The following is a 12,684-nucleotide window of genomic DNA, read 5'->3' as shown; positions in this document are numbered from 1 at the left end:
CCGGGGCGCCGCAAGACCCGAAGGTCGATCGGGCGCCGGGCCGGGGCGTCGAGATTACAGGTCCAGCAACAGGCGCTGCGGATCTTCCAGAGCGTCCTTCATCGCGACCAGGCCCAGCACGGCTTCGCGGCCGTCGATGATGCGGTGGTCGTAGGACAGCGCCAGGTAGTTCATCGGGCGAATGACGATCTGGCCGTTTTCAACCACGGCGCGATCCTTGGTGGCGTGCACGCCCAGGATGGCCGATTGCGGCGGGTTGATGATCGGGGTCGACAGCATCGAGCCGAACACGCCGCCGTTGGAGATCGAGAACGTGCCGCCGGTCATTTCTTCAATGCCCAGCTTGCCGTCAGCGGCGCGGCGGCCGAAGTCGGCGATGGTCTTCTCGATGTCGGCGATCGACAGCTGGTCGGCGTTGCGCAGGATCGGCACAACCAGGCCGCGCGGGCTGCCGACAGCGATACCGATGTCGAAGTAGCCGTGGTAGATGATGTCCTTGCCGTCGATCGAGGCGTTGATCAGCGGGAACTTCTTCAGCGCGGCAACGGCGGCCTTGACGAAGAACGACATGAAGCCCAGCTTGATGCCGTGCTCTTTCTCGAACTTGTCCTTGTACTTGTTGCGCAGGTCGATGACGGCCTGCATGTTCACTTCGTTGAACGTGGTCAGGATCGCGTTTTCCTGCTGCGATTGCAGCAGGCGCTCGGCGATGCGGGCGCGCAGGCGGCTCATCGGCACGCGCTGTTCCGGACGGCCGTCCAGCGACAGCGTCGGAGGCGCGACCGGGGCGGCGGCCTTGGCCGGAGCGGCCTTGGCGGGAGCGCTGGCGGCCAGGGCGTCGCCCTTGGTCACGCGGCCGTCGCGGCCGGAGCCAGCCACGGAAGCGGCGTCGACGCCCTTCTCGGCCAGGATCTTGGCAGCGGCGGGCGAAGCCACGCCGGCGGCAGCCGACGAAGCGGGAGCGGCGGGAGCAGCAGCGGCTTGCTCGGCGGCCTTGGGCGCTTCGGCGGCGGGCGCGGCGGCGGCAACGGCGGCCTTGCCGGCGGTGTCGATGCGGGCCAGCACTTCGCCGGAGGTGACGGTGCTGCCGTCGCCCTTGACGATTTCAGCCAGCACGCCCGAGGCGGGAGCCGGCACTTCCAGCACGACCTTGTCGGTTTCGACTTCGATCAGGATTTCGTCCGCTTCAACGGCAGCGCCCGGCTGCTTCTTCCAGGTCAGCAGCGTCGCTTCGGAGACGGATTCGGAGAGTTGGGGGACGACGACGTCGGTAATAGCCATTTTGTTTGTTCCGTAAAGTTTGTGTTCTGGTCGCGCTGCGCGGCAAGCTTCGAATCGGAATTCCAGAAACCTGCGCGCGCGGCGCGTGCATCAAGCGAGTGTTACTTCGTCAACATGACCTTGAACTTGGGCGCGAAAGCCGTGTCGATCAGGGCCTTCTGCTGCTCCTGGTGCTTGGCCAGGTAGCCCACGGCCGGCGATGCCGACGCGGCGCGGCCGGCGTAACCCAGCTTCTGGCCTTCGACCATGTTCTCGTACACGTGATGCTGAACGTAGAACCAGGCGCCCTGGTTCTGCGGTTCGTCCTGAACCCAGATCACTTCGGTTGCCTTCGGGTACTTGCGCAGTTCCGTTTCGAACGACTTGTGCGCGAACGGATACAGCTGTTCGACGCGGACGATCGCAACGTTGTCGGCGCCACGCTCGCGGCGGGCATTGACCAGATCGTAGTAGACCTTGCCCGAGCAAGCCAGCACGCGCTTGACCTTGCTGGCGTCGATGGCCTCGTCGACCTCGCCGATGACCGGGCGGAAGCTGCCGCCGGCCAGATCGGTCAGGGGCGAACCGGCGTCCTTGTTGCGCAGCAGCGACTTGGGCGTGAACAGCACCAGCGGCTTGCGGAACGGACGGATCATCTGACGACGCAGCACGTGGAAGATCTGCGACGCGGAGGTCGGCTGGACCACTTGCATGTTGTTGTCGGCGCACAGCTGCAGGAAGCGCTCGATGCGGCCCGACGAGTGCTCGGGACCCTGGCCTTCGTAGCCGTGCGGCAGCATCAGGGTCAGGCCCGACTGGCGGCCCCACTTGGCTTCGCCGGAGCTGATGAACTGGTCGATCACGACCTGGGCGCCGTTGACGAAGTCGCCGAACTGGCCTTCCCAGATGGTCAGCGTGTTGGGTTCGGCGCTGGAGTAGCCGTATTCAAAGCCCAGCACCGCCTCTTCGGACAGCACGGAGTCGATGACGGTGAACGGAGCCTGGCCTTCCGAGACGTTTTGCAGCGGAATGTAGGTGCCGTCGTTCCAGCGTTCGCGGTTCTGGTCGTGCAGCACGGCGTGGCGGTGCGTGAACGTGCCGCGGCCCGAGTCCTGGCCGGTGATGCGGATGGCGTAGCCCGAGGACACCAGGGTCGCGAAGGCGAGGTGTTCGCCCATGCCCCAGTCCAGGTTCATTTCGCCCTTGGCCATGGTGCGGCGGTCGTTCAGCAGCTTGGCGACCAGCGGGTGCACCGTGAAGCCTTCCGGCACGGTGGTGATGCGTTCGCCGATGCGCTTGAGTTCGGCCAGCGGCACGGCGGTGTCGGCCTGGTCGGTCCACTTGGCGCCCAGGAACGGCGACCAGTCGATGGCGTACTTGCTCTTGTAGTCGGTCAGCACCGGCTCGATGGTGCGCTGGCCGTCTTCCATCAGCTGGCGGTAGTCCTTGACGAGCTGATCGGCTTCGCCTTCGGCCAGCACGCCTTGCGTGGTCAGCTTGTCGGCGTACAGCTTGCGCGTGCCGGGATGATGGCCGATGCGCTTGTACATCAGGGGCTGCGTCAGCGACGGAGTGTCTTGCTCGTTGTGGCCCAGCTTGCGGAAGCAGACGATGTCCACGACGATGTCGTGGCGGAACTGCAGGCGGTAGTCCAGGGCCAGCTTGGTGACGAACACGACGGCTTCGGGATCGTCGCCGTTGACGTGGAACACCGGCGCTTCGATCATCTTGACCACGTCGGTGCAATACAGCGTCGAGCGCGAATCGCGCGGGTCGGACGTGGTGAAGCCGATCTGGTTGTTGATGACGATGTGCAGCGTGCCGCCCGTGCCGTAGCCGCGGGTCTGGGCCAGGTTCAGGGTTTCCATGACCACGCCCTGGCCGGCGAAGGCCGCGTCGCCGTGCACCAGCACCGGCAGGACTTGCTTGCCTTCGGCGTCGCCGCGGCGTTCCTGGCGGGCGCGTGCGCTGCCTTCGACCACGGGGTTGACGATTTCCAGGTGCGACGGGTTGAACGCGAGCGACAGGTGGACCGGGCCGCCACGGGTGGACAGGTCGCTGGAGAAGCCGTTGTGGTACTTCACGTCGCCGTCGGTCAGGCCTTCGGCGTGCTTGCCTTCGAACTCGGCGAACAGGTCGCCGGGCATCTTGCCCATGATGTTCACGAGCAGGTTCAGGCGGCCGCGGTGGGCCATGCCGACCACGATTTCCTGGACGCCGTTTTCACCGGCGTGGTTCACCACTTCGTCCATCGAGGCGATGAAGCTTTCGCCGCCTTCCAGCGAGAAGCGCTTCTGGCCGACGTACTTGGTGTGCAGGAAGCGCTCGAGGCCTTCGGACTCGGTCAGCTGCTGCAGGATGTGGCGCTTTTCTTCGGCCGAGTAGGCCGGCGCGCCCAGGGTGGCTTCCAGGCGTTCCTGGATCCAGCGCTTGGCGGCGGGGTCGGAGATGTGCGTGAATTCGGCACCGATGCTGCGGCAGTAGGTGTCGCGCAGCGCCTTCAGGATGTCGCGCAGCGTCATGGTGCTGGCGGTCGTGAAGTAGGTGTTGGTGGCCGAGTAGGTCTGGTCCAGATCGGCTTCGGTCAGGCCGTAGAAGGCCGGATCGAGTTCGGGGATCGGGGGACGTTCCTGGCGCTTGAGCGGATCCAGGTCGGCCCAGCGCGAACCCAGGGAGCGGTAGGCCGCGATCAGCGACTGCACCGAAACCTGCTTGCTGGCCACGGTCAGATCGGGTTCGGCCGCGCGTTGCACGAAGGCATTGGCCTTGGCGCGCTGGGCGAACGATTCGACGATGGGAGCGTGGGCCTGGTCGCGGGTGGATTCCTGGCCGTCGGTGGCGGGAGCGTGTTGCAGCTGGTCGAAGTATTCGCGCCAGTTGTCAGGTACCGAACCGGGATTGTCGAGGTAGGCTTCGTAAAGCTCCTCAACATAAGGGGCGTTACCCCCAAAGAGATAAGACGTGGATAGAGATTCTATTTCCGAAGACATATCGCTTCACCTTTACGAGTGCTTCACTCGACACGATGCAGGAAAACCTTCCGCGACACGGGCTTCCCGTTAAGCGGATAGCAGGGGCAGAAGGCGCGTACAAGCCTTAAAAGCCGTATGGGATAAGAGTATAGCCCTTTGAGTTTAAGGACGTCTTCTTGCGTTTGCGTGACGCAAAAGCGCATTCGGAATGCCGTCATGCAGCATTGGAATGTCCAGGCAACCCCTTCCATTGCGCCGTCTACTCGCATTCAATTTCCGGCAATCCAAAATGCCGCGCCGCATCATTTTCGCTGGCAAAAATTGCAGTGTTGCGCATTAGCCTCGTTCATACGGGCAATTCGGTGGTCGACAGGATCTCTTTCAGGACGAAAAAGGTGCGGATCTGGCGTACGCCGGGCAGCTTGATGATCTCGCCCGCATGCAGCTTGTTAAAGCGTTCCAGGTCGCGGATGCGCAGCATCAGGAAGTAGTCGAACTCGCCTGCCACCAGGTGGCATTCCAGGCAGCCGCTGATGCCGCGCGCCGCGGCTTCGAAATCCGTGAAGGACTCCGGTGTGGAGCGGTCCAGCACCACGCCCACGATGACCAGGGTGGCCATGTCCACCTCTGCCGGTGCCAGCAGGGCGACGGTCTTGCGGATGACTCCCTCGCTCTTGAGCTTTTCCACGCGGCGCAGGCAGGCGGCCGGGCTCAGGTGGACGCGCGCGCTCAGTTCCAGGTTGGTGATCTGGGCGTCCTGCTGCAGCACGCGCAGGATGTGGCGATCGATGCGGTCCAGGTCAGAATTCGTCGGCATTTGATGCGTCCCTGAAAATTAAATTTCGATCAAAAAGCCAATCTAGAAATATTAAATAGAAACCTGGACGTTTATTTAATTATTTTCCTTTTAAATAATAAAAATACGCAATTGACGGCAAATCCTTGAAATTCCTATGATTTTTCCATCCGCGCCACCCGGCCCGGCCCAGGAGAGTCCCATGGATCTGCAACGATTTCCGCGCCATCGCCTGACCTTCGGCGACACCCCCATCGAGAAGCTCGAGCGCCTGTCCGCGCATCTGGGCGGCAAGGTCGAGATCTACGCCAAGCGCGAAGACTGCAACAGCGGCCTCGCCTTCGGCGGCAACAAGCTGCGCAAGCTGGAGTACCTGATCCCGCAGGCGCTGGAACAGGGCTGCGACACGCTGGTCACCATCGGCGGCATCCAGTCCAACCACACCCGCATGGTGGCGGCCGTGGCCGCCAAGCTCGGGCTGGCCTGCGTGCTGGTGCAGGAAAACTGGGTGGACTATTCGGACGCGGTCTACGACCGGGTCGGCAACATCATGATGAGCCGCCTGATGGGCGCCGACGTGCGTCTGGTGGACCAGGGGTTCGACATCGGCTTTCGCCGCAGCTGGGAAGAGGCGCTGGAAGATGTCCGCAAGCGCGGCGGCAAGCCCTACGCGATTCCAGCGGGCGCGTCCGACCACGAACTCGGCGGCCTGGGCTACGTCGGCTTCGCCGAGGAAGTGCGGCGCCAGGAAGCCGAGCTGGGCTTCAAGTTCGACTACATCGTCGTCTGCGCGGTCACGGGCAGCACGCAGGCCGGCATGGTGGTGGGCTTTGCGGCGGATGGCCGCGCGGACCGCGTCATCGGCATCGACGCTTCAGGCACGCCCGAGCAAACCCGCGCGCAGATCCTGCGCATCGCGCGGCGCACGGCCGACATGGTCGGACTCGGCGCCGCCATCGAAGAGCGCGACGTGGTGCTGGACACCCGCTATGCCTACCCGGCCTATGGCCTGCCCTCGGCCGAGACCAACGAGGCCATCCGTCTTTGCGCCCGGCTCGAGGGCATGATGACCGACCCGGTCTACGAAGGAAAATCCATGCAGGGCATGATGGACATCATCCGCCGCGGCGAGATTCCGGCCGGCTCGCGGGTTCTGTATGCGCACCTGGGAGGGGTGCCGGCGATCAACGCCTACAGCTTTCTCTACCGCAACGGATAAGGGCGCCTACGGCGCCTTCGGCTGGCCTTGCGGCGACTTGCGCTGAAAGGCCGGCCAGGCCCTGGACTTGCCAGTCCTGGCCGCCAGCGCCGATGATGAGCGCAGGAAGCGCAGCCCAGCCGGCGTATCCGCCGGCTGGGCTTTTCGTTTGGGCCCGCCTTTCCGGCCCTCCAATAGAATTATGTACATAGTTTGTATACAAAACTATGATTTCCCGCTATGGTGCTGATCATCAGGAAGTCATCCGCCCACCCACGCCCGGCCGCCGCGCGCCGTTGCCCTCCGCCCGCCTCATGACCGTCTACGATTCCACGCTCCCCTACCCCCGCGACCTGGCCGGCTACGGCCGCAATCCGCCGCATGCCCGATGGCCGGGGCAGGCGCGCATCGCGGTGCAGTTCGTGCTGAATTACGAGGAAGGCGGCGAGAACAGCGTGCTGCATGGCGACCCCGGGTCCGAACAGTTCCTGTCGGAAATGTTCAACCCCGCCAGCTATCCCGAGCGCCACCTCAGCATGGAGGGCATCTACGAGTACGGCTCGCGCGCCGGCGTCTGGCGCATCCTGCGGGAATTCGAGAAGCACGGCCTGCCGCTGACGGTATTCGGCGTGGGCATGGCCTTGCAGCGCCATCCGGAACTGACCGCCGCCTTCGTCGAACTGGGACACGAGATCGCCTGCCACGGCTGGCGCTGGATCCACTATCAGCACATCGACGAGGCCACCGAGCGCGAACACATGCGCCTGGCCATGGACGCGATCACGCAAATGACCGGCAGCCGTCCGCTGGGCTGGTACACCGGCCGCGACAGTCCGCGCACGCGGCGCCTGGTGGCCGACTATGGCGGTTTCGAGTACGACAGCGACTACTACGGCGACGACCTGCCCTTCTGGATGCGCGTACAGAAAACGGACGGCAGCGTCGTGCCGCAACTGATCGTGCCCTACACGCTGGACTGCAACGACATGCGCTTCGCGCTGCCGCAGGGCTATTCGCACGCTGATCCCTTCTTCCAGTACCTGAAGGACAGCTTCGACGCGCTCTACGCCGAAGGCGACGAAGCGCCCAAGATGATGAGCATCGGCATGCATTGCCGCCTGCTGGGCCGGCCCGGCCGCATCACCGCGCTGCAGCGTTTCCTGGACCACATTGCCAGCCATGACCGCGTCTGGGTCTGCCGGCGGCTGGACATCGCGCGCCACTGGAAGGCGGCGCATCCCTACACCCCCAACGCCTGAACAGGACGGCCATGGCCCATACCCTAGCCCAACTCAATGCGGCGGCGCCCGCGGACGCCGTCGCCATGCTCGACGGCCTGTACGGACATGCCCCCTGGATCGCCGAACGCGCGCTTGGCCACCGGCCGTTTCGCTCGCTGGCCGACCTGGCGCAGCGCCTGCGCCGCGCCGTGAACGAGGCCGACGCCGACGCCCGGACGGCGCTGCTGCGCGCCCATCCGGAGCTGGCAGCAGGCACGCCCCGGAACGCGGATTCGGCACGCGAACAGGACTTGGCCGGATTGGCCGCGTGCACGCCCGCCGAATTGGCTCGCCTGCAAGCATTGAACGCCGACTACGGCGCCAGATTCGGCTTTCCCTTCGTGCTGGCCGTGCGCGGCCCGCGCGGCGCCGGCATGACGCGCCAGCAGGTGATCGACGAATTCACCCGCCGCCTGGACAACCCGCCGGACCTGGAATTCGAAGAAGCCCAGCAGCAGCTGCACCGCATCGCCGAGATCCGCCTGCGCGATAGCTTCGACGCCGAGCCCGCCATCGGCAACGACATCTGGGACTGGGGCGAACAACTGGCCGTCCACAGCGATCCGGGCTACGCAGAAAAAGGCCAGCTCACCGTCACCTACCTGACCGCAGCCCACCGCGCCTGCGCCGCGCTGTTGTCGCAATGGATGCGCGACTGCGGTTTCGACGAGGTCGGCATCGATGCGGTTGGCAACGTGGTCGGCCGCTACCTGGCCGCCAGCGCCGACGCCCCCACCCTCATGACCGGCAGCCATTACGACACCGTCCGCAACGCCGGCAAGTACGACGGCCGGCTGGGCATCTTCGTGCCGATGGCCTGCGTGCGCGAATTGCACCGCCAGGGCAAGCGCCTGCCCTACCACCTGGAAGTCATCGGCTTCGCGGAAGAGGAAGGCCAGCGCTACCGCGCCACCTTCCTGGGTTCGGGCGCGTTGATCGGCGACTTCAAGCCGCAATGGCTGGACCAGCAGGACGCCGACGGCGTCAGCATGCGCGACGCCATGGCGCAAGCCGGCCTGCGCAGCGCAGACATCCCCATGCTCAAGCGCGACCCCGCCCGCTATCTGGGCTTCGTCGAAGTCCACATCGAACAAGGTCCGGTGCTCTACGAAATGGGGCTGCCGCTGGCCGTGGTCACGTCCATCAACGGCTGCGTGCGCTATCAGGTGCGGATCAACGGCCTAGCCTGCCACGCCGGCACCACCCCGATGAACCGCCGCCGCGACGCCGCCACCGCCACGGCCGAGCTGGCCTTGTACGTGGAGCAGCGCGCCGCCCGCGACGGCGACTCGGTCGGCACCATGGGCATGCTGGAAGTGCCCGGCGGTTCGATCAACGTGGTGCCGGGAGAATGCCGCTTCAGCCTGGACCTGCGCGCGCCCAGCGACGCGCAGCGTGATGCGCTGGCGCGCGACGTGCTGGCCGAGCTCGAAGCCATCTGCCAGCGCCGCGGCCTGCGCTACACGCTGGAAGAAACCATGCGCGCCGCCGCCGCGCCCAGCGATCCGGCCTGGCAGCAGCGCTGGGAACGCGCCGTCGACGCGCTGGGACTGCCCGTCCATCGCATGCCCAGCGGCGCCGGCCACGACGCCATGAAGCTGCATGAAGTCATGCCCCAGGCCATGCTGTTCGTACGCGGCCAGAACTCCGGCATCAGCCACAACCCGCGCGAATCCACCTCCAGCGACGACATCCAGCTTGCCGTGCTGGCGTTCCTGCGCCTGCTCGACGATCTTGCCCACGACACCCAATAGCCGACCATGACCGATTACGCCCGACTCGACGCCTGGATTGACGCCCACTTTGACGAGGAAGTCCGCTTCCTGCAGGAGCTGGTGCGCGTGCCGACCGACACGCCTCCCGGCAACAATGCGCCACACGCCGAGCGCACGACCGAATTGCTGCAAGGCTTCGGCTTGGAGGCCGAAGCCCATCCGGTGCCGGCGCAGGAGGTGCGGGACTATGGCCTGCAATCCATCACCAACCTCATCGTGCGCCGCGAGTACGGCGCGGGCGGCCTGCGCGTGGCGCTCAACGCCCACGGCGACGTGGTGCCGCCGGGCGAAGGCTGGGAACATGATCCTTACGGCGGCGAAATCGACGGCGGCAGCCTGTACGGCCGCGCCGCCGCGGTCAGCAAGAGCGATTTCGCCAGCTACACGTTCGCCCTGCGCGCGTTGGAAGCCGTCGCCCGCCCCAGCCGCGGCGCGGTCGAACTGCACTTCACCTACGACGAGGAATTCGGTGGCCTGCTCGGCCCCGGCTGGCTGCTGTCCCAAGGACTGACCAAGCCCGATCTGCTGATCGCCGCGGGTTTCAGCTACGAGGTCGTGACCGCCCACAACGGCTGCCTGCAGATGGAAGTGACGGTCCACGGCAAGATGGCGCATGCCGCCATCCCCAGCAGCGGCGTGGATGCGCTGCAAGGCGCGGTCGCGATCCTGAACGCGCTGTACGCGCAGAACACGCGGTATCGGGAGATCCGCTCCGAGGTGCCGGGCATCAGCCACCCCTACCTGAACGTCGGCCGCATCGAAGGCGGCACCAACACCAACGTGGTGCCGGGCAAGGTGGTGTTCAAGCTGGACCGGCGCATGATCCCCGAAGAAAACGCGGCCGAGGTCGAGGCCGACATCCGCCGCATCATCCAGGAAACCGCCGCCTCCGTGCCCGGCATCAGCGTGGACATCAAGCGCCTGCTGCTGGCCAATTCCATGCGCCCGCTGCCGGGCAACCAGCCGCTGGTGCAGGCCATACAGAAACATGGAGAGGAATTGTTCGGCGAGCCCATCGCCGCCATGGGCACGCCGCTTTATACCGACGTGCGCCTGTACGCCGAAGCGGGCATTCCGGGCGTGATCTACGGCGCCGGACCGCGCACCGTGCTGGAATCGCACGCCAAGCGCAACGATGAGCGGGTGGTGCTGGAAGACCTGCGGCGCGCCACCAAGGTCATCGCCCGCACGCTGGCCGACCTGCTGGACGCCGCCTGAGGCGGGCGCCCGGCAGGACCGGCCGGGCGCTTCACGCCAGTTTCATCACCCGGCGCCAGAACAGGATCGCCACCGCCACGAAGACGGCCAGGCCCAGGAACGAGGCCGTGTGCTCGAAGCCCGCGCCGGCGATCGCCAGCGGCGCTTCGGTGCCGGCCGCGCCGATGATGCCGGCCATCAGCACGCCGACCAGGCTTTCGCCCACGATCAGGCCAGAGGCGATCAGCACGCCGCGGCGGTTGGCCGCGTCGGCGAACTGCTCGTAGGGCTTGCCGGCAGCGGCCGCGCGGCGGCGCAGAGCGCGTTCCAGCAGCCATGCCAGGATCGCGCCGACCACGATGGGCGCGGCGACGGTGGGCGGCAGGTAGATGCCGATACCCACGGCCAGCACCGGAATGCGGGCCACGCGGCAGGTGCGCTTCATGATTTCGTCCACCACGATCAGCCCCACGCCGACCGCCATGCCGATCAGGATCATGGTCCAGTTGAGCTGGTGCGTGAAGATGCCGCGCGCGATCGCCAGCATCAGCGTCGCTTGCGGCGCCGACAGGGCCTGCGCCGGGTCCATGCCTGCGCGCGGCATGGCGTCGGCAAAACCGTAGGCGTTGTAGAGCAGTTCCAGCACCGGCGAAATCACCGCCGCGCCGGCCACGCAGCCGATCAGCAGGGCCACCTGCTGACGCCAGGGCGTCGCGCCCACCAGCCAGCCGGTTTTCAAGTCCTGCAGGTTGTCGTTGGAAATGGAGGCCACCGCCACCACCGCCGAGGTGCTGAAGATCGACAGCGCAATCGCCATCTGCACGCCGTTCTGCGCGCCCAGCAGTTCGCCGCCCAGCGCCAGCATCAGCAGCGACACCAGCACGATGGCGACGATACCCACGCCCGAGATCGGACTGGTCGACGACCCTACCAGGCCGGCCATGTAGCCGCAGGCCGCGGCCACCAGGAAGCCGAAGACGAAGGCGAACAGCACGGCGTAGGCCACCAGCTTCCAGATGCCGGCGGGCGACAGCGGCGCGCCGGACAGGAACACCTGGAACGTGACGACCAGCACCGCCACCAGTACCAGCGTCACCGCTGAAATCCAGCCGGCCGACAGGTCGCGCTCGGTGCGCGGCGCGCGCCCGGCACGGGCGGCGCCCGCCTTGGTCAGCGCCGCGAACGAAGCCTTGACGCCGCGCGCCATCGGCATGAACAGCGTGGCCAGCGTCCAGATGGCGCCCACGCCGATCACGCCGGCGCCGATGAAGCGCACCTGCGAAGCCCACAGGCCGGTAGCGTACTTCGCCAGCGACGTGCCCGCGGGCATGTCGCCCATGGCGGTCAGGATGGGCACGGCGATGCCCCAGGAAATGATCAGTCCGGTCAGCATGGCCAGCCCGGCGACGATGCCGATCAGGTAGCCCGCGCCCAGCAGCGCCAACGAAAAGCCCATGGGCAGCCGGAACACCGCGCCGCCCAGTGCGAACCAGCCGCTGACGCTGTCGCCCAGCACGCGCAGTCCGCTGGCGGCGAAACTGACCGCGGCGGCGACCACGCCGCCAGCCACGATGTCGCCCATGCCGGTCTCGGCCTTGGCCGGTGCGCGTCCGTCCTCCGCGGCCTCGTCCTGGGCGCGCTCGGCGCTGCCCACCCGCAAAATTTCAGCGGCGGCCACGCCTTCCGGATACGGCAGGTCGCTCTGCACCACCATCACGTGGCGCAGCGGAATGGTGAACATCACGCCCAGCATGCCGCCGGCGGCGCAGATGCCCAGCGTCTGCCAGAACGGGAAGCCCTGCCAGTGTCCCATCATGACCAGGGCCGGCAGGATGAAGATGATGGACGACAGCGTCCCGGCCGCGGAGGCCTGGGTCTGCACCATGTTGTTTTCGAGGATGTTCGCGTCCTTGAACAGGCGCAGGACGGACATCGAGATCACCGCCGCCGGAATGGCGGATGAGAACGTCAGGCCCACCTTCAGTCCGAGAAAGACGTTGGAAGCCGTGAAGATGACGGTGATGATTGCGCCCAGGAGGATGCCGCGGAACGTAAGTTCGGGCAACGTGACCTCTGCCGGGACGCTGATGGGTTGGGTCATTGCAGTTATTCCTATCTTGCCAGGCGCGAATTCTAGCGCCTTCGCGTCCACCCAGCGGTCACCCCTCTGAGACGACCGCCAAGCATATCCTCGGCAGAAGCTGCC

8 protein-coding genes are annotated in these 12,684 nt (G+C 66.2%); 4 read left to right on the top strand and 4 right to left on the bottom strand.

The genetic code is table 11. The features are described from left to right. Positions 1 to 54 precede the first annotated feature (54 nt). The 3 genes from odhB to ACZ5YA_RS31045 all read right to left on the bottom strand — a co-directional run bounded on the left by odhB (position 55) and on the right by ACZ5YA_RS31045 (position 5,049). Positions 55 to 1,281, bottom strand: a complete 1,227-nt coding sequence (gene odhB / locus ACZ5YA_RS31055) for a 2-oxoglutarate dehydrogenase complex dihydrolipoyllysine-residue succinyltransferase (RefSeq protein WP_059374638.1) — start codon at positions 1,279 to 1,281, stop codon at positions 55 to 57. Positions 1,282 to 1,382: 101 nt separating this feature from the next. Next, positions 1,383 to 4,250, bottom strand: a complete 2,868-nt coding sequence (locus ACZ5YA_RS31050) for a 2-oxoglutarate dehydrogenase E1 component (protein WP_280016595.1) — start codon at positions 4,248 to 4,250, stop codon at positions 1,383 to 1,385. 328 nt (positions 4,251 to 4,578) lie between these two features. Beyond that, complete coding sequence (locus ACZ5YA_RS31045) at positions 4,579 to 5,049, bottom strand: Lrp/AsnC family transcriptional regulator (protein ID WP_464091681.1); 471 nt, start codon at positions 5,047 to 5,049, stop codon at positions 4,579 to 4,581. A gap of 181 nt (positions 5,050 to 5,230) precedes the next feature. Here ACZ5YA_RS31045 and ACZ5YA_RS31040 point away from each other — a divergent pair, with 181 nt between their 5' ends. The 4 genes from ACZ5YA_RS31040 to ACZ5YA_RS31025 all read left to right on the top strand — a co-directional run bounded on the left by ACZ5YA_RS31040 (position 5,231) and on the right by ACZ5YA_RS31025 (position 10,499). Next, positions 5,231 to 6,247 (top strand): 1-aminocyclopropane-1-carboxylate deaminase, encoded by a 1,017-nt coding sequence (locus ACZ5YA_RS31040; RefSeq protein WP_054450759.1) that lies wholly within the window; start codon positions 5,231 to 5,233, stop codon positions 6,245 to 6,247. Between the two features lie 293 nt (positions 6,248 to 6,540). Beyond that, positions 6,541 to 7,485, top strand: coding sequence for an allantoinase PuuE (gene puuE / locus ACZ5YA_RS31035; RefSeq protein WP_464092882.1), 945 nt, complete (start codon positions 6,541 to 6,543; stop codon positions 7,483 to 7,485). Between the two features lie 11 nt (positions 7,486 to 7,496). Further along, the gene (uraD, locus tag ACZ5YA_RS31030; RefSeq protein ID WP_464091680.1) at positions 7,497 to 9,260 is read left to right on the top strand and encodes a 2-oxo-4-hydroxy-4-carboxy-5-ureidoimidazoline decarboxylase; all 1,764 of its coding nucleotides are present in this window, start codon (positions 7,497 to 7,499) and stop codon (positions 9,258 to 9,260) included. Positions 9,261 to 9,266: 6 nt separating this feature from the next. Further along, the gene (locus tag ACZ5YA_RS31025; RefSeq protein WP_059374648.1) at positions 9,267 to 10,499 is read left to right on the top strand and encodes a M20 family metallopeptidase; all 1,233 of its coding nucleotides are present in this window, start codon (positions 9,267 to 9,269) and stop codon (positions 10,497 to 10,499) included. A 31-nt stretch (positions 10,500 to 10,530) separates the two neighbouring features. On the opposite strand, the gene ACZ5YA_RS31020 is transcribed toward ACZ5YA_RS31025, so the two are convergent. Continuing rightward, entirely contained in the window at positions 10,531 to 12,579 is a 2,049-nt protein-coding gene (locus tag ACZ5YA_RS31020) for an OPT family oligopeptide transporter (RefSeq protein ID WP_464091679.1), read from the bottom strand. Between the last annotated feature and the right edge of the window lie 105 nt (positions 12,580 to 12,684).

This window comes from Achromobacter sp. JCM 18799 (genome assembly GCF_055395645.1).
The sequence above is the reverse complement of the archived record's forward strand: the minus strand, read 5'-3'. Positions and strand labels throughout refer to the sequence as shown.

Bases quoted from the DNA above. Each gene is read 5' to 3' on its own strand.
- ACZ5YA_RS31020 (WP_464091679.1), bottom strand. From the start codon at position 12,579: ATGACCCAACCCATCAGCGTCCCGGCAGAGGTCACGTTGCCCGAACTT.
- ACZ5YA_RS31050 (WP_280016595.1), bottom strand. From the start codon at position 4,250: ATGTCTTCGGAAATAGAATCTCTATCCACGTCTTATCTCTTTGGGGGT.
- uraD (WP_464091680.1), top strand. From the start codon at position 7,497: ATGGCCCATACCCTAGCCCAACTCAATGCGGCGGCGCCCGCGGACGCC.
- odhB (WP_059374638.1), bottom strand. From the start codon at position 1,281: ATGGCTATTACCGACGTCGTCGTCCCCCAACTCTCCGAATCCGTCTCC.
- puuE (WP_464092882.1), top strand. From the start codon at position 6,541: ATGACCGTCTACGATTCCACGCTCCCCTACCCCCGCGACCTGGCCGGC.
- ACZ5YA_RS31040 (WP_054450759.1), top strand. From the start codon at position 5,231: ATGGATCTGCAACGATTTCCGCGCCATCGCCTGACCTTCGGCGACACC.
- ACZ5YA_RS31025 (WP_059374648.1), top strand. From the start codon at position 9,267: ATGACCGATTACGCCCGACTCGACGCCTGGATTGACGCCCACTTTGAC.
- ACZ5YA_RS31045 (WP_464091681.1), bottom strand. From the start codon at position 5,049: ATGCCGACGAATTCTGACCTGGACCGCATCGATCGCCACATCCTGCGC.